The sequence below is a fragment of the Methanobrevibacter woesei genome (assembly GCF_003111605.1).
Lineage (GTDB): Archaea > Methanobacteriota > Methanobacteria > Methanobacteriales > Methanobacteriaceae > Methanocatella > Methanocatella woesei.
This window is the reverse complement of record NZ_MZGU01000004.1, coordinates 692,085-716,192: the sequence shown is the minus strand read 5'-3', so window position 1 is coordinate 716,192 and position 24,108 is coordinate 692,085. Positions and strand designations below refer to the sequence as shown.

Here is a 24,108-nt window from a genome sequence, read left to right as displayed (position 1 = left end):
TGTCTAAAATTACAACATCAAACTGAGAATCATTACGATAATACTTAGTTAAATCCTCAGAAACAATTGTAGACAACACAGTTACATTACGTGTAACAGACAAACCACCATAAGACGCAGTAATAGTGTAAATACCAGGAGCTAAATTAACATCCAAAGAAGCAACACCCTCACCATCAGTAACACGAACATACTCCGCACCATTAACAGTGAAAATCACATCCACACCAACAACAGCCCTACCATCATCAGTCACAGCAACATCAAAAGTAGTACCATTCTTATAATACAAAGTAGTATCTTCAGCAGATAAGACAAGTGTTTCATTAATTGTGAATGTTGTGTTTGTTGTTAATTCTTTGTAGTTTTCATCACCACTGTAGGTGATTTCAACAAGATAATCACCAGCACCAAGACCAGGTACATAGATTACTTGTAAACCATTTACAAGCTCAGCAGTAACGCTTTCACCATTAATAGTGACTGTAACTTCTCCAGTAGCATCATTTTCAAAGATAGTGGAGATAATCACATAATCCTCACCAATAACAGGAATATTAACAGTAACATCAGATTCTGCTTTATCTACAGTGAAAGTAGTATTTGCCTGTGAGGATTCATAGTTTCCATCACCAATAAAGATTACACTAACTTCATGGTCCCCAACAGCAATATTAGAAAGTTCAAGGGATACTTCACCATCAATATAACCAATAGTGTATCTTCCATCAATAATAATAGCTACATAACCAGGAACACTGCTGGTAATGTTTAAAATTACATCCTCACCGTAAACAGAGTCTTCAACAGACACATCAACAGAAGAATCTGCTTTATTTACAACAACAGTAGAGACTGCAGTAGCTGGAGTGTAGATCATATCACCATAATACATAGCAAAGATGTCATATTTACCTGCATTTAATCCAGATACAACAACACTTCCTGTTCCATTGACTAATTGAACCTCATAAGTTTCACCATCAACAATTACATCAACAACACCCTCAGCATTCTCATCAGTACTAACAGTGATTGTTACATCATCACCATATACTGCATCACCTGTAACATCAATAGTCACATCAGTATAGAGCATTTCTATATTGATAGTGAAAATTGCAGTTGCAAATTCATGTAAACTGTCACCAGGATAGACTACAGTAATTGTGTATACACCAGGTGTGAAATCGAAGTCTGAGAAATCATAATCTACAACTCCATCAACAACAGTGAAAGTGTAGTTCTTTTCAACATCAAAGTTCATATCACGAACAATAACAGTAACAGTACCATCCAAAGCAGGATCAACAGTTATAGTAAAGTCGAAGTCTTCACCATATTCATAAGTGTTATTTCCTACAACTGTGATTTCTGTATTTGCTTTATAAAAAGCAATAAGCACATCATCAGAGATTCCATTATACTCAGCAGTAGCAGTGAAAATATCAGAAGCATCAGTAGTATATTTTGCTTCATATAAGTTGGTGTCAGGATTAAATACAGCAGTTACATCTTTACCATCAATAGTAATTTTAATACCATCAGCTTCCCAGACAACATTACCATTTCCATCAGTTAAGTTAACAAAAATATCTGCAGCAGTATCAGCAGAGATAACATTATTACTTACACCAATATCTAAAACAATACCATTAACAACACCTGCACCTGCAGATAAGATAAAGTACTCTTTAGAATCAGAAGTGAAAGTGTTACCAGAAACAGTCAACTCAGCATTAGTAAGAATACCATTATTAACAAACTCAGAATCAGAAACAGTTGCTTTTTCAGTAGTTGCAATAGCACCTTCAATAGAGTCAGTGTTATTTATGAAAGTAGAATCGATTACAGTAACTTCATTTAAACCAGCAAGACTAGTACCTGCAAAGATTGCACCACCTACAGTAGCAGTGTTATTAATAAATGTAGAATTTTTAATTACAACACCATTATTTTCAGATATAGCAATAGCTCCACCATAGTGTGCATCATTACCAATGAAAATAGAGTCAACAACTTCACCATCTGCAGTAGATCCGTAAATTTGTATAGCTCCACCATTGTTATTATTTGGAGTCATATTACCTTTACCCCAAGCAGTGTTATTGATGAATGTAGTGTTGGTAATTGTAAATTCAGAACCATAAATCAATATACCAGTACCATAAAGACCTTGATTGTCTTCAAATACTGAATTTTCAATATTTACAAGGATATCTCCAGTAGTTGAGTGTGAGGATATTGCAGCTCCCCAACGTCCAGAGTTATTAGCAAAGTAAGAACCAGAAACAGTGACATCACCATAAGTCATAATAACAGCAGAAAGAAGGTCACCATTATCATAGTTTTTAAGATTATTTACAACATTAGAATTAGTAATTTTTAAATCACCATAAATAAAGATAGCTGCTCCACCAAAATCAGGGTCAGAACCTGGAGAAGTACCTCTATTAACAATATCATTTCCATCTAAAGTTGAATCAGAAATAGATACATCACCACGACTGTAAATAGCTCCACCATAACTTAATGCAGTATTATCTTTTAAGGTTACATTGTTTATGTTTAATGCACCGTCGTTGTAGATTGCTCCTCCTAGGTCAGCTCTACCATTAATTAGTACTGCATTGTTTATGTTTAATGCACCGTTGTTGAAGATTGCTCCTCCTCCTAGGTTAGCTCTACCATTAATTAGTACTGCATTGTTTAAGGTTAGTGTAGCGCCATTTGCAATGTTGAATATTCTTCCTAATTCTCTAGCATCAATTGTGTGTCCTTTAGCATCAATAGTAATGTCTTTATTGATTGTAATACCGTTAGCATATTTATCAGCTTCAGCATCAGTCATTGTAACATCACTATCAAGAACTAACTCATCATCAACAGCATTAATAGCATTTTCAAGATGAGTAAAGTCAGATACAATGAAATTTACATCTCCCCTGGATTCAACATTATTGTTTGTAAATATGGAATCAGCGATAGTTAAATTAGCATTTGCTCCATTTACATAAATTGCATCTCCTGAAGATAATGCACTGTTATCTGTGAATTCGCTGTTTTCAATGTATATATCAGAAGCTCCATTGATGAATATTGCTCCACCACTAGATATTGCACTGTTGTTAATGAAGCTAGAATCATATATTTCTAATTGGGAATTGGAATTAGAGAATATAGCTCCTGCAGATCCTCCAGCTCCACTGTTGTTTACAAAGTTAGAACCATTAATGAGCATATATCCATTACCGTTGTTGAAAGCAGCTCCTTCGTCACAGTTAATGAATTCAGAATTTACAATTTCCATATGTCCATTTGCATTGTTATATACAGCTTCAGAGCCAGTGTGGTCTTTGAAGATAGAATCTGAAATAATGACTGATCCACCATTGTTATTAAATACCATGGTTCCATCGTTTCCAATGAATTCAGAGTTGGTAATTGTAGTGTCAGTGGCTCCAAGGAATATTAAATCAGATATACTTGATACTCCCTCATTGTTAGTGAATTTAGATGAATCAATATTCAATGTTCCACCAACTTGATAAATAAGATTTTTATTATCAGAGAAAGTAGTGTTAACAATATTTATATTACTGCTTGAAATAGCTGCAATAATTCCATATCTAAAATTAGTTGCTTCATTGTTTGTAATAACTGAATTGTAGATATTTACATTTCCTCTAGTTGCATATATAACTGCACCATTTTTAGCAACAGCATTTGTTAAAGTAACATTGTTTAAAGTTAATGTTGCCCTATTTGTAACATTGAATATAGCACCCAAATTATTAGCATCAATTTTAAAGCCATTACCATTGATTATAAGATCTTTATCAATAGTAATTCCAGCTACATATTTTTCAGCTTCTTCTTCAGTCATTACAACATCACTATTAAGGGTTAAACTGCCATTAATTTGATTAATAAATTCTTCTAATTGAGAGAAATTAATAACAGATGTACCATTAATTTCAGTGTTATCTTTAGCTTCATTATCAGATACATTAGAGTTAATTATTGCTATTTTTGAACCTTCACCCATATAACCAATAGCAAAGGAATCTGCAGTATTGTTAATTACATTGGAGCTTACAATAGTTACATTAGTTCCAACTAAATTATCCTCTGCATAGACAACAGCACCATTTTTTGCACTGTTTCCATTTATATCACAATTATTAAAAGTAATATCATAGATTGAAATGTATGGGCTGTCATCATTAGCAAATACAACTCCACCATTGTTAATAGCATTGTTGTTTTCGAAAACACAGTTATCAACAATAACGACCGGGTTAGCAGTTGCTAAATATATTGCTCCACCATTATTTGCACTATTATTTTTAAAAATAGAATTTGATACATAAACTGGAGTAACATATGTTGTAAAGTCAAGTGCTCCACCATTATATCTGGCACTGTTATTAATAAACTCTGAATCCGCAATAGTAACATTGGATTCGTATCCACCTAAAATAGCTCCACCATAACCTGCAGAGTTATTATAAAATTTTGAATTAGTTACATGCAGATATGCACCTGTAAAACCAGGAGTTTGAGCACTGCCAACAATAGCTCCACCATTATAGGTTACAGAGTTATTAACAAAGGTACAGTCAGTAACATTTACTCCACCGTAACTGTTAATAGCAGCACCAAAAGCAGCAGTGTTATTAACAAAGGTACAGTTGATTATAGAAACAGTAGCACCTTCAAATACATAAATAGCACCGCCACCAACTTGATTGTAATTTCTATCTGCATTTGCAAAGACTATATTTTTTAAGACAATGTCTGTTCCATAAATATTAAAAATACGAACATACCCACCATCAGCACTTTCAGCATCAATGGTGTGTCCTTGTCCATCAATAGTTATAGCCTCTTTAAGTTCAATACCTCCATAATTTCCAGATCCATCCCAATAGTAATCTTTATCCAAAGTAATGGTTTCATTAGGACTAGCAGAGTTAATTTGAGAAGATAAATCTGTAAAAGTTCCATCTGCTTCTAATGATATATCATCATTTGGATTAGTCTCAATGGGTTCTGAATTAGAGATATCAGAAACATCTATTTCGTTATCTATTGCAGCATCTATATCTGCAGCTGAAACAGCTGAAAGAGATAATAATACTACTAAGATAAACAAAATAATGGACTTAGTATATTTAATAAAATAACCCCCATGATTTAAAATTATGTATAACTTTTAAAAATTAATAAAAAAATTAATTTGAAATAATCATACATGTTACTCTATATTAATTACATGTGTATTTAAATCTTCTTAAATTATTTAATTTTTTAATAAAATTTTTGAATTAAATAAAATAAAAATTAGAAAATTTAAATAATTATTTTGTTTTATGAAATCTAAATTAAATAATATTCAATTAAAATTAAGAAATAAAGTTATGATGATAAAATAATTATAAATTGTTATTAAAAAGAGTAAAAAAACAGTGAAAATATTAATCATATAAAAAAAAATCAACATTTTATATCTTAAATTTAAAGGTGTAGTTAACTTTAATAAGTATATCAATATACCATTATTTGCAAAAATTAATGTTTTTTTGATTTAAAATAAAACATTAAAAATAAAATGGTGAATTTATGAAGAAACTAGATGATATAACTGTTTCAAAAGCTATTATACAAGAATATATGAATGATTTTTTAGACTACACTGATATGGATGTAGCTATTGGTGGTGGAGGACCTTCTGGTGTTACTGCCGGTTATTATCTTGCAAAAGCAGGTTATAAAGTAGCTTTATTTGAAAGAAAACTTAGTATCGGTGGTGGAATGTGGGGTGGAGGTATGATGTTCAATAAAGTTGTTGTTCAAGAAGAAGGCAAACGTATTCTTGATGAATTTGGCATCAAATCTAAAAAATTTGAAGATAATTATTATACTGTTGATTCAATTGAATGTACATCTACTTTATGTTCAAAAGCTACCCAAGCAGGTCTTAAAATATTTAATTTAATGTCTATTGAGGATTTAATGGTAAGAGAAAATGGAATCAATGGTATTGTATTAAACTGGAGTTCAGTTGAAATGTCTGGTTTACATATAGATCCATTAACTGTAAGAGCTAAAGCTGTTATTGATGCAACTGGACACCCTACAGAAATTACAAAAATTGTTGAGCAGAAAATGGGCGCTAATCTTAAAACAGAAACTGGTAAAATCATGGGTGAAAAATCCATGTGGGCAGATCGCGCTGAAGGGAAAATTTTAGACAATGTAACTGAAGTTTATCCCGGTTTATGGGTTACTGGAATGGCAGCTAATGCTGTGCACGGTTCTCAACGTATGGGTCCAATATTTGGTGGAATGCTTTTATCCGGTGAATATGTTGCTCAAAAAATTATAGAAAAATTAGAAAATGAATAATTTTTCTCTCTTTATGTAAATAGCTTAAAAGTTAAAGTATAGTTCTTTTATTAAAAAAAGAACTATTCTACTTATTTTTTATTAAAAAATCTCATGTTATATAAAAAACTATTTATATTACTATTTAAATAGATAAAGTATTAGAAAACTTAATGAAACTTAAGTTATTTAAACACATGAGATGGAAAAAAATGATTATTAAGACACCTTCAAGATTGCACATGTCTCTTATAGACTTAAACGGTTCTTATAAAAGAATTGATGGTGGTATTGGCCTTGCAATTCAAGAACCTCAATTTGTTTTAGAAAGTGAAGAGACTGAAAGTGGAGTAACCTTTGAATTTGATGACAGCATAACAGATCAGGAAGCTATTGATGAATGTTCCATTAAAATACCTGCTGCTGCTCAAAGAGCCTTAGATTATTTTAATATTGATTCTGGTTTTCATTTTACTGTTAAATCTGCTTATCATCCTCATTCAGGGTTAGGATCTGGAACTCAAATAGCAGTAGCTACTGCACATTTAATTACTGAAACAATGGGAATTGATGTTAATACAAGACAATTAAGTTCAGTTGTATGCAGAGGAGGCACATCAGGTATTGGTACCTTTGCACATGAACTTGGTGGTTTTATTGTTGACGGAGGACATAGTTTAGAAGAAAAACCTGGTTTTTTACCTTCCTCAGCATCAACTGCTAAACCTCCTCAATTGATTGCAAGATATGAATTCCCTGAAGAATGGAATATCCTTTTAGCACAGCCAAAAGTTGAAAAGTATATTAATGGAGATCAGGAAGTTAATATCTTCCAAACCCATTGTCCTATTCCTAGAGATGAAGTGGAAAAAGTTTCACATTTAATTTTAATGAACCTTATACCATTCTTACTTGAAAAAGATATTAAAAACTTTGGATGGGCTATTTCTGAGCTTCAAAAAGTTGGATTCAATAAATTAGAACATTCATTAGATCCTACTTTTTTACCTGTTATGCAAGCTATGGAAGAAGCAGGAGCTTATGGTGTGGGAATCAGTTCATTTGGTCCTACTCTTTACACTGTATTTGACGATGAAAACAAGGATATTGTTGAAGCAACTACTGAAATAATTGGTGACGAATCACGTATTTTAGTAACCAAAGCTCAAAATCATGGATTTACTTTTGAAAAGTAAATCTAATTCTTTTTTTAAAAAAAATTAATTTAAACTTTAATTCAATTTATAGCATTAAAAAGACAATAGCTATAAAAATTCTTTATTTTATGTTAATAAACTATGATTTAATAATAGCTATTTTAATAATTTTTTAATTAACTTAGAATAATATAAAAAAGCATCATAATATGTAGATATATTACTTATTTTAAAGACTAGTTATTGAAAAGTATATCATAAATTTTATTATTAAATTTATACAACATTATATCATGAATGATGATGAAATATTAATAAAATGTGCATATGTAAACACTTCAAGTTATAGATTCAAGACAATGATAGCAATAGGTGTTTCAATTAAAACACCAAAAGAAATTAGTGAAGATGCAGAAATTAGAACCAATCATATTAGTAAAGTATTAAGTGAATTAAAAAATGAAGAATTAGTTGTTTGTATTAATGAAGAAGCTCGTAAAGGTAGACTTTACAAATTAACTGATGATGGTGTTGTTGTATTAAATAAACTACTTTCAAGTGTGAATAAATAAATATAAAAAATTAAATAATTTTATATTAAATATTATTATAGGTGTTACATATGGAAGAAACATTTAAAAATTTTTATGATACTCTTCTTGATAATTTAGATTCATATAATGGTGAATATGCTGCATTTATTGACTGTGGACCTAATTTATTTAAATTATTATGTAATCTTTTGGAAGAAGATATTAATTTAGAAATCAGAAGGGATATTTGTGGAGCAATTGCATATTATGTGGCTCCAATGGATGTTATTCCAGAACAAATTTACGGCCCTTACGGATATATAGATGATATTTACATGTCTGCATTTGTATTAAAAAAAGTAGCTGAAGAATATGGTTATGAATTTATTCAAAGTGTATGGGACACCCCAGATATTGATATTAAAGAAGTTATAGCTGAATGCTACGAGAGATCTTCAGAAGTATTGGAAGAAGAAGATATAAAAGCTATTTTAAATTATGTAGGTATAAAATAAATTATTATATCTCTTCTTTTTTCTTAATGTTTACTTTCATTTACTGCTTTAGTATAATATGTATTAAATTGATTACTTTTAACTAATTCATTTTATCTTCAAATAGTTTTATCTTAGAATTACTTATATTCAATTCAATGAAAATATCAATTAAATCAAACCCTTTTGATGTAGATATTAATCTGTCAATTTCTTTTTCAAATTCTTTCAGATGATTTAAAACATTAATTAGTTCAGTATTTTTTATTATTCCCTTAACAATTACATTTTTACTTTCAGAATCATTATTAAGATATGTTATTGTTAAATTTTGCTTGTTAAGGCCACTATCTTTTTTATTTGTATTTGAACTATCATTAGAATTATCAGATTTATTTTCATTAAATGAGCTATCTGGTTTACTAACATCTGAAACTGAGTTATATACATTTAATCTTAAAGATAATTTAGCTTTTTCAATATCACGTACTCCCCATACATAATCTTTATCTTTAATTTCTTTGTATAACTCAAAAATATTAGAATTATTAATTTTTAAAGGTTTTCCATTGATTTGTCTTTGATAAACCCAATTTTTTCCAATCTTATTTACCCAAGCAAAACCAGTTGATATTGATTTAGATGATTTAAATGAATCTTCATATTCCTTAGGAAGAGGATCTAAAATTCCTTTTGGATAAGATTCACCTGAATCTTTATCTTTTTTCTTAGATTCTTTATTATCTGTTGTTAACTTATTAGATTCATTATTCTTTTTAGTTAACTCTTTATTAAGTTCAATATCAATTAACTTCCTATAAAAAGTGATATTATCTTCGCCCATTCCCTGTTTGCCCTCATTTTTCCAATGAGTAATCTTATAAACAGGAATATTTGCAAGAGCAGCTGCTTCCTGTTTAGTTTTTCCACTGCTTAAAGCATCTAAAACTATTTTCATTTGTTCTTTTTTATCAACAGGAACTTCTTCATTAACTTCCTCATTTTTAGTTATTTTTTTATTTGGAGTAGAATAGGTCTCTTTATTTTCTTTTTCAACATAATATTTATCTAAAAACTTCTTACATTCCTTTTCACTAGCTATGATATATTCACCATTAGCCTCAGCTTTAATTAAATCATAATCCTGCATACTCCAAACATTAGACTGAAACTCAAAATCTGTTGAGTATAATTCCTTTAATTCACTTTCATTATATGAATTTCCTGCATCTACATGGTCAAGTAACCATTTCAATGATCTTGCTGCATTAACTAATCTTTTACATTTTTTACAGAAATCTTCATAACCATCAGGACTATTTTCATCATGATAAAATTTACGGGTAGATAATGTTTCACCACAAATTTTACATGTTTTATTTAATTTTAAAGTTTTTTTCTCAGGCTTAAGAGTTTCTTCTTTACTATCTTCATTTTCAATACCATATTTTGAAATAAATTCATCAAGGACTTCTTTATTTTTAAGAGAATATTCACCTTTATTTTCATTAATCAAATCATTTTCTTGTAATGACCAGATACAGTCTTTAATTTTAATTTTATTAAAACCCAATTTTTCCAAATCTTCCTTTCTAAATGGAATTTCTGGACTAACAAATTCTTTTAATTCAATTAAATTTTTAGAAGCATGTATTTTTCTTGAGCAGGTTTTACAAATAGTCTTTTTACTACCTAACCTAAGTGATTTACCGCAGATTTCACATTTAGGTGCATAAAAATCTTTATATTCTTTATAAAATTTGTTATAAGGTGCAAAATTTTCCCTACCTTTGCTGTTCCAAAGCTCAATAGTTTCTTTAGAAATATTTAATTCATTAACTGCATCGTTAAAGTCGTTACCTTCATCTAATAATATTAAAAAGGAATTGATTAATTCTTCATCATCTAAAAATTCATCAACCACTACACCTTCACAATATTTACATATATTTTTATATCCAGATGGTTCATCCTCACTTTTAGAAAAGTCAGAAATAGAATAAATCTTTTTACAGCTATCACATTTCTTACTTAAAAGAATAGGTTTACCATTTTCATCTACCTGAGGAGTTAATTCTCTACCATATCCTCCATATTTATCAAAAAAAGAATTTAATGTGGAATAATTTTTAAGAGAAAAAGTAATATCATCTATATTATTAAGAAGATTATTTTTATCTAATAAATTAATATAATTACTGATAAAGTAATTAGAATAACCAATATTTTCAAAATCTTCTTTTTTAAATGGTATTAGGGGATGGATGTGTTTTAAAAGTAAATTTAAAATACTTGCAGCATATGCTCTTTTGGAACAATCTTTACATATTTTATCAGATTTTGAAACTGACTTTCCACAGATTTCACAGCTACGAGAGTTAGATTTTGAATAAGCTTCATAAAACGGCACATATTCAGAATTACCTAGTTTTCCTTGAGTAAACCAGTTAGATATTCTAAATTTAGGTAAATCCAATTCTTTAGCAATTTCATTTGAATTATAACCTTCATTTAATAATGTAACAAATAATTCCATCAACTCTTTGTTGGTTTCAGGAATAGTTACATTTTTAAGCAAATCTGATAACCTTTTAAATTGTGATGAATCTGTTTCTTCAACTGAACTTTCATTAGATGTATTTCTCTCTTCCATTTTTTTATCCCCTAATTCACTATTATTTGAAGTATTAACATCAGATGTTGTTGATTTTTTATTATTAGCACTATCCACATCAGATTTCTTTTTAAAATTAAAATTTACTTTTAAATCATTTAATAAATGTAAATCCTCCTCATAAATAAGTCTTGAAAAATTAGCATTTTCTTTTAGATGAAACAAATCATGATTTTTTAAATTAAATGTAATTAAAAAACGTTTCCTTAATAAATTAAAACAATAATCAAACAAATCAGAATTATAATTCTTACGAACATCATAAATAGAAGTGTATTCATCAGTTATTATATCTTTTAATTCATTATAAAACTCAAAAAGCAATGTATTCTTTAGATTTAAAATAGGAATATCTGGATGAATATCTAAAAGTATATTATCAATTAAATCTTCTTTTTCTTTATCTAAAATAAGCAAATAATTATCTTTTTTTGATTTAGATTCTAAATTATTCTCCAACTCCTTATTTTTCTTAGTCAAATTATCATTTCCTTTAACTTCATCTTTTAAATTAACATTCTTATCATTATCAATTAAACTTTTTAAACTATCTAAATTACCATCAGTTGAAATTAAATCTTTTAAATAAGATAATAAATGTAAATCAGTTTTATATGCATAATCAATTTTGATAAAATTTGTATTATCATTTAAACGGAAAAATCCATCATTAGTTTCATCATACTCAATTAAACTTTCCTCATCTAACAAATTAAAACAATAATCAAACAAATCAGAATTATAATTCTTACGAATATCCTCGATTGAATTATAATCATTAGCTACCATATCTTTTAATTCATTATAAAATTCAAAGACTAAACTTTTCTTCAATTTTAAAAGAGGAATGTTCAAATGACTGTTCTTAATTAATTCATCAATTAATGTCTGTTTTTCATAATCTAAAAATATATATTTCTTTTTTTCAGATTTTGAATCATTTTCTGATTTTATATTACTCTCAACTTTATTGTTGGATTTATCATTTTGAGCAGCTATGCTTTCAGAATTATCATAGGATGCCATTAATCCTTTTAAATTATTTAATAAACGTAAACTATTTATGTACTCTTTCTTATTAATAAAATTGGAATTATCTTTTAAATTAAAAAATCCTTTTTTAGTTTCATCATATTCAATTAAATCTTCCTTATCTAACAGATTAAAACAATAATCAAAAAGGTCAAGATTATAGTCCTTACGGATATGGGAAATTGAATTATAACCTGCATTTGTAGTAATTTTTAATTCATTGTAAAACTCAAAAACCAATGTCTTCTTTAATTTTAAAAGAGGAATATCTGGATAAATATTCTTAATAATTCCATCAATTAATGCTTGTTTTTCATCATTTAAAGTGAATAAATAATTATTATTCTTAGATTCAGAATCAAAATCTTCTTCTTTTAGATTTTTATTATTGAACTTATAATCTGCTTCAAGTTTAAGTTTATTAACATTGGCCTTTATAGTTTGTAAATTATCATATGAAGATATTAATCCATTTAAATCTTTTAATAAATTTAAATCTTTTTTATATGCATAATCATAATTGATAAAGTTAGGTTCATCTTTTAAACGGAAAAATCCATCCTTAGTTTCGTGATATTCAATTAGATCATTTTCATCTAACAAATTAAAACAATAATCAAACAAATCAGGATTATACTCCTTACGGACAAAGGAAATATAATTATATTTGCGAACAAATGTTTTTTTTATTTCATTATAAAACTCAAAAATCAAAGTATTCTTCAACTTTAAAATAGAGATAATGGGATGAATTTCTTTTATTAATTCTGTTATTGGATCATCTTCTTCAGTGATTAAAGAATCTTTATGAGAATTAATAAAATTCATATAGTCCATATATGAAACAATATGTTTTGAATCAGTATTCTCTCTAGAGCCAGCATTGTTTTCATCATTTTCAGATACTATTTTTTTTAGAATGCCTTTTATCTTTGGTTTAAATAGATTTTCTACAATATAAGTATTGTCTTCATCTGCCAGTTTCTCTGTAAGGTTCAGTTTTTTATTTTTTAATTCCTCCTTAACCTTACTTGATGATTTTTTAAGATTGTTTCCACAATTATAACAATAAATTTCATCTGAATAAACTTTAACTCCACAATTAGGACATTTAAAAGAATATGTTGTTTCAGCACTAAATGAAAACTCTTTTACAAGCTGTTCAACACGATTGTTTATGTTATCCACTTTGTTTTCATTAATTTCATCAACGACTTTTTGCTTAATCTTAAATCCAATCTCATCACTAAGATTATATGAGTCTAGCATTTTTTTAAATGATTGAGTGTGATAATTTGTTCCAAAAAGAGTTTTTAATTCATCTAAAGTATTTTTATTACTCATTATAATCCCAATTAATTTCTATTATTAAATAAGAAAATTATAAAGTCATTTAAGGCTCAATCATTATATTTAATATGTCCTACAACAGCCACAAAAATCTTTATTAATATAAATATGAATTTCTTATTATTTATTAATTATTAAAAAATGTCTAAAAAGTTGTTATTAAAAAGAATAAAAAAATAAATGAAAAAAAATAACTATAAATCATAACCTAAAATTTTTTTCCTGAATAGGCATTCTGATGGAATAAAGTGTAAAGAGTTATTTTCAATTACATCAATCAAAGCATTTTCATCAAATAAGATACGATTTTTAAGCTCTGCACGATCTTCTGAAGGGAGATACTTAATAAATTTATTTTTCTTAAACTCAGCTGTTAAATCATCAAGTCTATGAATAGTTTCTGGTTTTTTTAAGATATTCTTAACATCATAGATGATATCTTCCATATCTTCATTTGTCAAATCTTCATTATTTACTTTAAAAGAACAATAAAATGGATTAGAAACTACATTATCTAATTCATAATAGATTTCAAATATTGTAGCTAGTAATTTATTTGCCTTATCTCCAGCAAAAGTATATATGAAGTATTCACCTTTATTTGTTTTTTCTATTGGGATGATTCCTTCACTAAAACCAGATTGCCGAGCTAATGAACAACCGATTTCAATAAACTCCCTTGCATGTTTATCTAAAGGTTTCAGGAATTTTTCATCAAAATTACCTAGAATTATTTCATGCATTTTACGTGAAATCAAATAGTTTACAGGAGCACCACCAGAAAACCATTTAGGAATAGCTAACTTAACATTTGATTCTAATTCAGCTTGAATATGATATAATTCATGATCAATTGATTTAACTCTCCATAATTTACCGGCTAATGTAAATGTATCATTAGGAGCTAAAAATATTGCAAATGAAACATCAAGCCCTCCAATTTCTTGTCTTCCATGTTTTACCTGATATTCATAGCTTGGCATAAAAACAGCAAAAAATTCCATGAAATTTCTTCTACCAAACTCTTTTTCAAAGTTATAACCTAAACTTAAATAAGGCTCATAATAATCAACTAACTTTAATTCTTCCATATGCTTTAGTAATCTCTTATATTCATCAAATTTAATTTCACTAAAAGCATAACATTGAGTTAACTCTTTATAAAGTTCATTTACACTTATTCTTCCTTTTGCAAAAAGAGAACTTAAAATCTGATGGAAAAAAATATCCATTGACCTTTTTGAAATATGAATATCCTCTACTTTACTTTCATGAGATAATATAATTTCTGCTAATGCTTTAAATATATTAACATCTTTTGCAGCTATAATAGAACGTTGAATACCTTTTCTACGTCCACTACGACCCATTCTTTGTAAGAATCCACTTACAGTAGCTGGAGGTTTAACATGAAAAACTAAATCAATATTTCCAATATCGATTCCTAATTCTAAAGTATTTGTGGCAACCATAAACCCATAAGGTACTTCTTTGAATCTTTGTTCATTTTCTTCACGAGTATCCTTATTAATAGAACCATGATGAATAAAGACATTTTCTGCATCTAATCTCTTTTTTAAATTAGAATAGACTAATTCAGCTGTTGCTCTTGAATTAACAAAAATTAAAACTTTTTTATCCATATATTTTGACAGTATTTTAGTAACCTGATTTTCATCAATATCTAATATTTTATACTGGAATTTACGTCTGTTATCATCGATTACAACTGTTGCGGGTTTTTTAGGATTAATCCAACTAGCTATCTGTTCAGGATTTCCAACAGTAGCTGATAAACCTACAGTTACAACATCATTAGGCAAATATTCTTTTAATCTGTTTAAAAGAGAATTTAATTGGATTCCCCTATCAGAATCAGCAAAATAATGAATTTCATCAATTACAATATACTTAATATTATTAAAAATCCTATTTTTCTCTCCTTCTTTTCTATTCATTAAAATAACTTCTAAGGATTCAGGAGTGGTGGATAAAAAGTCAGTTGGTTTTTTAATAAATTTATCTTTATCATACTTAGAAACATCCCCATGCCATTTAGTGGCTGTTAATGTAAAATAATTTCCCCAACTTTCAATACGACTGTGAATATCATTGATAAGTGCTTTTAAAGGAGAAATATAAAGTACACTAACTGGTTTTAATCCTTTTGTAAGAATCTCATTAAAAATAGGAATTAAAACAGCCTCTGTTTTCCCAGAAGCTGTTGGAGCCAATATTAATGTATCCCTGTTTTTTAATATTAAAGGAATAGCTTTTTCCTGTATTGGATTAAGTTTACTCCATCCCAGTTTATTGCCTAGAAAGGAGGTTACTCTATCACTTAATAATTCTATTGGATATTCAGACATTAATATCTACCAATCATCATCAAATTCATCTAATGCATTAAAATTCTCTTCATTTAACTCAGATTCCCTGTCATTAAATAAATTAAGAATTTCATTGGAATCTTTAAAGTAGGACTGATTTTGTTGAACTGTATCTAATAAACTAACAAATGATCTTATAAATGTTCTTGGTGTAACTTTACCACCAGTTAAACCTGCATTTTCAGCATGAATTTCAACAATATCATTTAAAACTGGATTAATTTTATCATTTGCATTCCATTTATAAACTTCTTCATGCATTATAAGTAATTTGCCTGCAACATCAAGTAAATCTTCTTTTTCAAATCCTTTTAAGTTGAAAATTGGTTTTCTCATATCTGGCAAATCAGTATCTAAAACATCTTTAAGCCTATCATCTAAAGCTTCATAAGAAGGTATTCCTTTTTGTGCATTATCAAATAATTCAGGAGTTGCTGCAAAAACAAATAATGAATTTTCAAATTTACCTAAATTACAATTATCATAAATATCTCTCATATAATTGTAAGCAACATCTCTAAGTTTTTTAGTGTGTAAATTCATTGTAAATTCAGCTTCATCAATAAGAACTACTAAACCAGAGTAACCAATTGATTTAACAAATATGGAAAGTGCTTCTAAAAAGTGAATTGCATTATCTTTAGTAACATCTCCTTTAACACCAAATTTTCTTTTTTCTGTGTAAGGAATATTTGAATCTCCACGTAACCATGCTTTTGCATATTCTGCAGTTTTATAATCTTCTTCATTCATTAATTTATTATAACTTTCAATAGCCATTGCAAAAGCACTTGCATGTTCTCTAGTTTCTGCTAAATCATCATATATTGACTCTTGAACCAGTTGATTTTGTTTTTGAGGATTGGAAGTTTGTTCAAAAGCCATCATTTTTAATTCTGTAATCCACCTATCAATAATATGGCTTAGAGAAGTTCCAGTTTTACATTTCAAGGATTTAACTATATTTTTATAAACAATATCAATCTTATTAAAAGGAACATCATTACTTAAAGTAATCCATGATACAACAAAATTTTTATCATAAGCCATTTCTTCAATAACTTTTAAGAAAAATGATTTTCCAGCACCAAATTCTCCATTAATAAATTTTACAATAGCTTTTTTATTATTCACTTTATCTAATAATTTTTCAAATTCGTCGATTTCCTTTTCACGACCAATACATAAATTTTTTACACCTTTTTCTGGAACATTACCATTTTTAAGTGCCATTAAGACATTTTCATAATCCATAAAAATAAACTCCTTTAATATTTACTCCAAACTTATATATGCAAAATTCTTTTTATCCCCAGAATATGTATATAATGGTACAAATTTATCTGGATCTCTTGAGGGAATGTGTTTAAAACCAAAGGATATAGCATTTTTTGAATAAAAGTGTATAAGATATTTTTTATCTTTTTTAACACCATAACCTTTTAAAAACTTTTCAACAATATCTAAAAATTTTAAAATTTCGATTTGCTTTCTAGTTTCATAGTGTTTAACAATATTATAAGCTAAATATATTGTATTTTCCAAAAATTCATTTAAATTCATAGAGATTTCATCTAAATATGCAGGCAAAGTATTAACTAATTTAGCCTTACGTCTAATCACTTTAAAATCATCTATACCAATTTCTTTATACTCAGATTTAAAAGAATCAGCACTTCTTTTCTTATTTTTAACAAAATCCAATTCATCACTAATATCTAAAGTGGAAATAGGGTTTTCAAAATACTTTATTTTAAGCTTTAGTTTCTTTTTAGAGTTGTAATAATCATTGTATAATGAGTTATTATCAATAAAAGTGTCTTCAACTTTAGCATATCCAAAAAATTCTAGTATACCATTTCTTTTTGTTAATAAAAACAATAAATCATTTTTATTAATTTTTTTAATTAGTAGTGAATTTTTTTTTGTAGAACCAATACATTTTTTTTCATTAAATTCAGAAAAATCATCTAAAATTACTCTATGAATCCAAAATTTATGTTCATTATCCTCTGTTTTCAGAGTATTATTTTCACTAGAGTTAATGCAATTTCCCCCTGAATAATAATTTATGTTAATATATCTGTAATTTGATATATATTAATTATTTTAAAATTATTAGTAAAAATAAATCTAATTCAATAGTTATTAAAAAAGATAAAAAAAAGAGGATTTCTTAATATGAATCCATTTCTTCAAGCATTACATCACCGTACAAATCACAGATTTCATTTCTACGGACAGTAATAACACCCATAAACCGTTCATCAATAGTGATTTCATCAGAATAACATTCTAATAAATCACCTTCTAAAAACATTCCATCAGTAGTTTCAATATAAACTGTCATAATTTAACCACCACTAAGTAACAATTATATAAACTATAAGTAATTATCTATTAAAATAGTTTTCTAAATATAAAAAATAGCTAGTTACAACCCATAACTAGCTCTATCATAGTTTAATTTATACATGAACTTATAGTATTCATCATGGTTTAGTCTACCATCATTATCATCATCAGAATCTGTATACATCTGATCTCTAATATCAAAAGGAGTATGTGCAAGATTCATATCAGATAAGGTTACATACCCATCCCCATCAGTATCAGTATCTTCAAATGAATTTGAGTAATAATAAGATTCATAATCTATCTCATCACTAGTTGAAGATGAACTAACAGTATCAGAATTAATTTCAGTTGCCTGTGAAGTGTTTGTTACAGTTGTATTATTATTTAATTGATTAAAAAGGATTAAACCAGCCACAACAACACAACAGATAACAATAGTAACCAGTATTATTAATAAAATCTCAGTTTTGTCCATTAAAATCCCTCATTTATTATAAATATATTTTTAATAATTAAATAGATATGGTTAACTTATGTCTAAACCGAATAATGATAAACCATGATAAATAAAAAAGAAAAATAAATAATTTAACAAAATTTATTAATTAAAGAAATATAAAAATATAAAATAACCTATGAGTGATAATAAATACTTTTTACTGTTAAAAAATTTAAGAACTATTGTAAATAATCCAAAACATTTATCAAAACTAGCTATTCAAGGAATATTAGTTGGAATTTTTGCCGGATTAATGGTTTGCCTATATAGATTTTTATTAAGTGGTTCTGAAACCGTTCTGAGAGATTTGCTTACATTTATTAATGGAAATATATTTTTAATTTTATTGTGGTTTATAACACTAACTATTTTAGGTTTAATAACTGCATTTCTTGTTAAATGGGAACCTGATAGTATAGGAAGCGGAATTCCCCAGATTAATGCAGAAGTAAAAGGGTTTTTAGATACAAACTGGTGGAAAGTATTATTCTCAAAAATTACTGCAGGTATATTAACAGCTCTTGGAGGATTATCTTTAGGTCCTGAAGGTCCTTCAGTTCAAATTGGGGGAATGAGTGGAAAAGGAGTTTCAAAACTTTTTAAAGCATCAAAAACTGATGAATTAAGATTAATTTTAGTAGGATCTACTGTTGGTATTACAGCAGCTTTTAATGCACCTCTAGCTGGAGTAATATTTGTTATTGAAGAAATAAATCATGGCTTTGATAAAACTTTAATTTTTATTGCACTGATTGCATCTATTGTTGCAGATTTTATATCTAAATCTTTTTTTGGACAGGCCACTGCACTTAATTTTCCCTTGGAAACAATACCTCTATCCAGCTATTGGATTTTCATTGTTTTAGGTATTGTTTTAGGTATCTGCGGTTATATCTACAATGTTGGAATGATAAAATCAAATGATTTCTGGGACAGATTTCCAAATATACCACTTGAAGCAAAATTTGTGCTAATATTTTTAATAGCTGGAGTTGTAGGGTTGTATATTCCTGAAATCCTTGATGGTGGACATTTCATGTTAAATATACTTGATTTTGCCATTCCATCACTGGGCATTTTAGTGCTTTTACTTGTTGCCAAGTATTTATTTTCAGTTGTTTCCTTTTCAGCAGGAATTCCTGGAGGTATATTTTTACCTCTTTTAGTAATTGGAGCATATATAGGTGCTGTTTTTGGTTCAATAGCTACTCCCTTTCTAGGTTTTGAAGAAGTTATAATCTATAAATTCATTGTTATCTCAATGGCTGGATTTTTTGCAGCTACTATAAGAGCACCAATAACAGGTGTTGTTTTACTGTCTGAGATGTGCGGATCAACAGAATCTCTTGTTGCTATGTTAATTGTTGTTATAATAGCTTATTCTATACCAATGCTTCTTAACAATAGACCAATCTATGAATCATTATTTGAAAGATTGTTAAGTAAAAATAACTTTGATATTGTGCAGGATACATCAAAACATGTTTTATCTGAGTATATGATTCCTTTTGGATGGAAATATTTAGGAAAAACTATAAAAGAAGTTCCTTTCCCAAAAAACTGCATTGTAGTTTCAATTACAAGAAATGGTGAATATATTTTAGCTAATGATGATATTACCCTTCATTATGCAGATCAGATTTATGTATTGATGGACAGCAAGAATTACTCAAAAAACAATGCAGAAATAGAAAAAATAATGGATGAAAAGATTAAATAAAAAAATTATTCAATGATACTGATATCTGATTCATCAAAAATATAATCATCCTCATGATTGTTAATCTTATCTTCACAAGTATACTTAGGTATCATTCCAAAGTAAATAGCATGAATTAGATTATCGTCCAAAAATACAATTGAACCATTATAAGAGTTATCAGACATAATATAATGATTTCCTAATCCAATAGATTTCTTTTTAGTTAAATTTGCATTTAAAATATTTTCTAAAGTAGTGGATGCTGTTAATTCAGTAATATTGTTATTTGAACTATTAGAGAAATCATCAATGATATAACTTTTTAAAATACTGTCATGATATTTTTTATAAATGATAGTATTGCAAAAAATTTCAATTCCTTTTATCATTCCATTAACAACAACTAAAACACCCACCTGGTTATCAGTTATTTTAAAATGTTTTAAATAGTCTTTACAGACTTCCTGATTATTAATATAGGTATCTCTTAATGCATTAGTTAGGGAATATGTTGAACTGCTTTTATCTAATCTGTCAATTGAATTCCATACTCCACTTTGTATATCTTCATTATTAATCTGAGATTCTAATTTTCTGGTCCTGGTTGATGAATTAGCAAAATAGTTTGAATATTTGAAATCAGATTTATACTCCCAACGGCCTTTTTCACTACACAATACTGATATTGTTTCCCTAGTCTTAGGAGGTATAATCAATGTTTCATTAATAATCCTATTCTGCTTAGACCCAATTATTTCTTCACCATCGATTAAAAGTAGTGGAGCAATCGAGTTATTATGTAACTCAACATGTGAAACATCACTAGTTTTACATTCTTCTACAGAAATAATACCCATTTCAAGTCCTGTTTTCAAATCAATAAAATCTAGTTTCATCTGATTATTATTTATAATAGGAAATACTGAAAGATTCTTATAATTCTGTTTTTTAGAAATCTTAACAGCCACATTCATAATAAAAACCCCTTAAATATAATAAAAATCACAGTCAGGATCTTCTTTTAGAATATCAACTTCCTCTTTAGATAATATTTTACCAATAGCACTGTTTTGTCCGATAAACTTTATTTGAGCATAACCCTCATCAGCGATTTTATCATATAATCTACCAGCACTCATTGTTCCTCTAAACACTGTATTGGTACTATTACCTACATAACCTACTTTCCCAGCATAACGCATTTCAACAGCTATTGCTTCATCATCATAGGCATTTACTTTATCTTTAATTAGTTTAAGTAATCCTCCAACTTTAAAAGGCTTTAATCCATGATAGTTTTTAAAACCAACAATTGTAAAAAACATTTCCTCATCCATCATATCACCTTTTTAATATTGATATGTGTTTAAAGTATATATAATTTATACTTAAATTTGAATACAAATTATTAAAAAAAAGAAAAAGAAGATTAGTCAAACTTGAAACAATAGCTTTCTTTTTTAGAATAGCAGTTATTACAACTTTGACAGATTGAAACGCCTTCACCATTTTCCTTCCATTCAGCAAGGAAATCAGGTTGTGCTACAAATGGTTTGGAAAGTGACATGAACTCAACATTGGTAGTGTTTAATATTTCATTTAATTTGCTCATTTCCCTTAGATTTCCACCTAAAATTACAGGGATATTAAGTTCATTGGTTAATTTATTGGCATAATCAACAAAAGGGTTTAATCTCATTTCCTCATAGGCATAGGAAATTGTTCTTCCAGTTAACTGAATGCTGTCAGCTCCTGCCTTTTCAAGAAGCTTGCAAATTTCAATATTTTCTTCCTGTGTTATTCCACCTTTCCTTACATCATTAGGATTTACTCTGCAGCTAATATGCATATCAAAGTTATCTTTGATTAATTTGATAATTTCAGAGACAATTCTTACTCTGTTTTCAGTGCTTCCACCATAGCTGTCTTCTCTTTGATTAAAGTAAGGATTAATAAAACGTGCAAGATAGAAGTTATTTCCCATATTTATCTGCATTCCATCAAAACCTGCAAATGAAAATTTTTTAGCAGCCATTATAACTTCTGCTTGCAAGCGTCTAATTCCTTCTAAAGATATATCATTAGGCTCTACTTTTTGGTTAAGTCCATCATTATAATAGAAAAAAGCTAACTGGCCTAAAATAGGAACATTATATTTATGAACTAAATCTGTAATCTCTTTATAATCTTTAAAAAATCCTTTATAGTTCGTATTAGTGGAATATGGGTAGAATCTGTCCCTGTGATCTAGGGCAAATATTTCAGATATTATTGCACCAGTTCCACTTTTAGCAATTTTTTCATACCTGTCAAATACTTTAGGAGTTAGGAAACCACCATCTTCAGTTTCTGTTTCCCAAGTTCCAGTTCTGATAATATGGCTATTAAGTTTTAAATCGCCTAAATAACATTCATCAAATATATCTTTCAAAATAACACTCCCACTAGCTATTTAAACAATTACTTTATAATAAATTTTGCTGTTAATTATCTGACATTGCATCTTCAATTGTATTCATCATACCTTTAATATTTGCCATTACTCCAACTAGTTCATGAGGAACATAAGGTTCTTCAAGATAAGCTATTTCTTCAGCTGTTAACTTCAAATCAACAGAATTTACAGCTGTTTCAACATGATGAGGTTTAGTTGCACCAACAATAGGAGAGGTTACCTTTGTAAGTAACCAGGCAAGAGCAACTTCACTTATTGAAACATTATGTTTTAAGGCAAGTTCTTCTACTCTTTCAATGATTAATTCATCTTCTGCTTCTGTTTTTCCATATTTAGATTTGGCAACTGTGTCTTCATTAGCTCTTTTAGAAGTATTATCTCTTCTTGATAGGCGACCAGATGCAAGTGAACTGTAAGGGGTTAATCCAATATTATCATCTTTTGCAAGAGGAAGCATTTCTCTTTCTTCTTCTCTAAATATTAAGTTATGATGGCCTTGCACTGAAATAAATTTAGCCCAGCCATTTTTCTCAGCTAAATCATTTGCTTTTGCAAGCTGATATGCAAAACAGTTAGATATTCCAATATACCTTATTTTTCCTTCATTTATCAGTTCATTTAAGGTTTCCATTACCTCTTCAATATCAGAATTATAATCCCACATATGATAGATATACAAGTCTACATAATCAACTCCTAAATTACTTAAACTTTGATTTAATGAGTCAATTATATGTTCTCTCATAGATATGTTGTTTTTAACTTCTTCACTGCTTCTTGGTAGGAATTTTGTAGCTATATAGACATCTTCCCTTTTTGCAAAGTCTTCAAGTGCTCTTCCTAAATATTGCTCACTTGTTCCATTTTGATATCCAATAGCTGTATCAAAAAAGTTAATTCCATTATCTAATGCTAATTTAATAATTTCACGTGTTTTTTCTTCATTAATTGTCCAGGTATGCATTCCATTTTCACTATCTCCAAAGCCCATGCATCCTAAACATATTCTTGATACATTTAAATCTGAATTTCCTAATTTTTGATATTCCATTAATATGACCTTCTCATTAGTAT

Annotated in this window: 15 protein-coding genes and 1 pseudogene; 5 read left to right on the top strand and 11 right to left on the bottom strand. The window is 28.1% G+C overall.

The annotated features are described in order from the left end of the window. Positions 1-5,158 (bottom strand): annotated as a pseudogene (locus tag MBBWO_RS06235) (Ig-like domain repeat protein); the annotation flags it as partial. A 467-nt stretch (positions 5,159-5,625) separates the two neighbouring features. On the opposite strand from MBBWO_RS06235, the gene MBBWO_RS06230 reads away from it, so the two are divergent. The 4 genes from MBBWO_RS06230 to MBBWO_RS06215 all read left to right on the top strand — a co-directional run bounded on the left by MBBWO_RS06230 (position 5,626) and on the right by MBBWO_RS06215 (position 8,595). Continuing rightward, positions 5,626-6,411 (top strand): sulfide-dependent adenosine diphosphate thiazole synthase, encoded by a 786-nt coding sequence (locus MBBWO_RS06230; RefSeq protein ID WP_116670014.1) that lies wholly within the window; start codon positions 5,626-5,628, stop codon positions 6,409-6,411. 191 nt (positions 6,412-6,602) lie between these two features. Then, the gene (locus tag MBBWO_RS06225) at positions 6,603-7,586 is read left to right on the top strand and encodes a beta-ribofuranosylaminobenzene 5'-phosphate synthase (RefSeq protein ID WP_116670013.1); all 984 of its coding nucleotides are present in this window, start codon (positions 6,603-6,605) and stop codon (positions 7,584-7,586) included. Between the two features lie 254 nt (positions 7,587-7,840). Next, positions 7,841-8,119: a transcriptional regulator gene (locus MBBWO_RS06220; protein ID WP_116670012.1), complete on the top strand. Its 279-nt coding sequence runs from the start codon at positions 7,841-7,843 to the stop codon at positions 8,117-8,119. Between the two features lie 50 nt (positions 8,120-8,169). Next, positions 8,170-8,595, top strand: coding sequence for a YkvA family protein (locus tag MBBWO_RS06215; protein WP_116670011.1), 426 nt, complete (start codon positions 8,170-8,172; stop codon positions 8,593-8,595). Positions 8,596-8,677: 82 nt separating this feature from the next. On the opposite strand, the gene MBBWO_RS06210 is transcribed toward MBBWO_RS06215, so the two are convergent. The 6 genes from MBBWO_RS06210 to MBBWO_RS06190 form a co-directional block, all read right to left on the bottom strand. Continuing rightward, the gene (locus MBBWO_RS06210; RefSeq protein WP_116670010.1) at positions 8,678-13,624 is read right to left on the bottom strand and encodes a zinc ribbon domain-containing protein; all 4,947 of its coding nucleotides are present in this window, start codon (positions 13,622-13,624) and stop codon (positions 8,678-8,680) included. A gap of 200 nt (positions 13,625-13,824) precedes the next feature. Further along, positions 13,825-15,999, bottom strand: a complete 2,175-nt coding sequence (locus MBBWO_RS06205) for a DEAD/DEAH box helicase (RefSeq protein WP_116670009.1) — start codon at positions 15,997-15,999, stop codon at positions 13,825-13,827. Between the two features lie 6 nt (positions 16,000-16,005). Further along, the gene (locus tag MBBWO_RS06200; protein WP_116670008.1) at positions 16,006-17,274 is read right to left on the bottom strand and encodes a BREX system ATP-binding domain-containing protein; all 1,269 of its coding nucleotides are present in this window, start codon (positions 17,272-17,274) and stop codon (positions 16,006-16,008) included. A gap of 21 nt (positions 17,275-17,295) precedes the next feature. Then, positions 17,296-17,901: a hypothetical protein gene (locus tag MBBWO_RS06195; protein WP_116670007.1), complete on the bottom strand. Its 606-nt coding sequence runs from the start codon at positions 17,899-17,901 to the stop codon at positions 17,296-17,298. A gap of 295 nt (positions 17,902-18,196) precedes the next feature. Further along, positions 18,197-18,370: a hypothetical protein gene (locus tag MBBWO_RS08135; RefSeq protein ID WP_165807935.1), complete on the bottom strand. Its 174-nt coding sequence runs from the start codon at positions 18,368-18,370 to the stop codon at positions 18,197-18,199. A gap of 84 nt (positions 18,371-18,454) precedes the next feature. Next, positions 18,455-18,853 carry an EF-hand domain-containing protein gene (locus tag MBBWO_RS06190; protein ID WP_116670006.1) on the bottom strand — a complete coding sequence of 133 codons (399 nt, stop codon included), beginning with the start codon at positions 18,851-18,853 and terminating at the stop codon, positions 18,455-18,457. A gap of 160 nt (positions 18,854-19,013) precedes the next feature. On the opposite strand from MBBWO_RS06190, the gene MBBWO_RS06185 reads away from it, so the two are divergent. After that, entirely contained in the window at positions 19,014-20,597 is a 1,584-nt protein-coding gene (locus MBBWO_RS06185) for a ClC family H(+)/Cl(-) exchange transporter (protein ID WP_116670005.1), read from the top strand. A 5-nt stretch (positions 20,598-20,602) separates the two neighbouring features. Here MBBWO_RS06185 and MBBWO_RS06180 read toward each other — a convergent pair whose 3' ends face one another. The 4 genes from MBBWO_RS06180 to MBBWO_RS06165 form a co-directional block, all read right to left on the bottom strand. Then, entirely contained in the window at positions 20,603-21,553 is a 951-nt protein-coding gene (locus tag MBBWO_RS06180) for an ARPP-1 family domain-containing protein (RefSeq protein ID WP_116670004.1), read from the bottom strand. 12 nt (positions 21,554-21,565) lie between these two features. Then, positions 21,566-21,916 (bottom strand): HIRAN domain-containing protein, encoded by a 351-nt coding sequence (locus MBBWO_RS06175; protein ID WP_116670003.1) that lies wholly within the window; start codon positions 21,914-21,916, stop codon positions 21,566-21,568. Between the two features lie 92 nt (positions 21,917-22,008). Beyond that, on the bottom strand, positions 22,009-23,010 hold the full coding sequence (locus MBBWO_RS06170) for an oxidoreductase (protein WP_116670002.1): 1,002 nt from the start codon (positions 23,008-23,010) through the stop codon (positions 22,009-22,011). A gap of 52 nt (positions 23,011-23,062) precedes the next feature. Beyond that, the gene (locus MBBWO_RS06165) at positions 23,063-24,085 is read right to left on the bottom strand and encodes an aldo/keto reductase (protein ID WP_116670001.1); all 1,023 of its coding nucleotides are present in this window, start codon (positions 24,083-24,085) and stop codon (positions 23,063-23,065) included. Positions 24,086-24,108 lie beyond the last annotated feature (23 nt).

Excerpts from the sequence above, each read along its gene's own strand:
- MBBWO_RS06230 (WP_116670014.1), top strand. The coding sequence starts at position 5,626 with ATGAAGAAACTAGATGATATAACTGTTTCAAAAGCTATTATACAAGAA.
- MBBWO_RS06185 (WP_116670005.1), top strand. The coding sequence starts at position 19,014 with ATGAGTGATAATAAATACTTTTTACTGTTAAAAAATTTAAGAACTATT.
- MBBWO_RS08135 (WP_165807935.1), bottom strand. The coding sequence starts at position 18,370 with ATGACAGTTTATATTGAAACTACTGATGGAATGTTTTTAGAAGGTGAT.
- MBBWO_RS06165 (WP_116670001.1), bottom strand. The coding sequence starts at position 24,085 with ATGGAATATCAAAAATTAGGAAATTCAGATTTAAATGTATCAAGAATA.
- MBBWO_RS06180 (WP_116670004.1), bottom strand. The coding sequence starts at position 21,553 with ATGAATGTGGCTGTTAAGATTTCTAAAAAACAGAATTATAAGAATCTT.
- MBBWO_RS06225 (WP_116670013.1), top strand. The coding sequence starts at position 6,603 with ATGATTATTAAGACACCTTCAAGATTGCACATGTCTCTTATAGACTTA.
- MBBWO_RS06205 (WP_116670009.1), bottom strand. The coding sequence starts at position 15,999 with ATGTCTGAATATCCAATAGAATTATTAAGTGATAGAGTAACCTCCTTT.
- MBBWO_RS06200 (WP_116670008.1), bottom strand. The coding sequence starts at position 17,274 with ATGGATTATGAAAATGTCTTAATGGCACTTAAAAATGGTAATGTTCCA.
- MBBWO_RS06210 (WP_116670010.1), bottom strand. The coding sequence starts at position 13,624 with ATGAGTAATAAAAATACTTTAGATGAATTAAAAACTCTTTTTGGAACA.
- MBBWO_RS06190 (WP_116670006.1), bottom strand. The coding sequence starts at position 18,853 with ATGGACAAAACTGAGATTTTATTAATAATACTGGTTACTATTGTTATC.
- MBBWO_RS06220 (WP_116670012.1), top strand. The coding sequence starts at position 7,841 with ATGAATGATGATGAAATATTAATAAAATGTGCATATGTAAACACTTCA.
- MBBWO_RS06175 (WP_116670003.1), bottom strand. The coding sequence starts at position 21,916 with ATGGATGAGGAAATGTTTTTTACAATTGTTGGTTTTAAAAACTATCAT.
- MBBWO_RS06215 (WP_116670011.1), top strand. The coding sequence starts at position 8,170 with ATGGAAGAAACATTTAAAAATTTTTATGATACTCTTCTTGATAATTTA.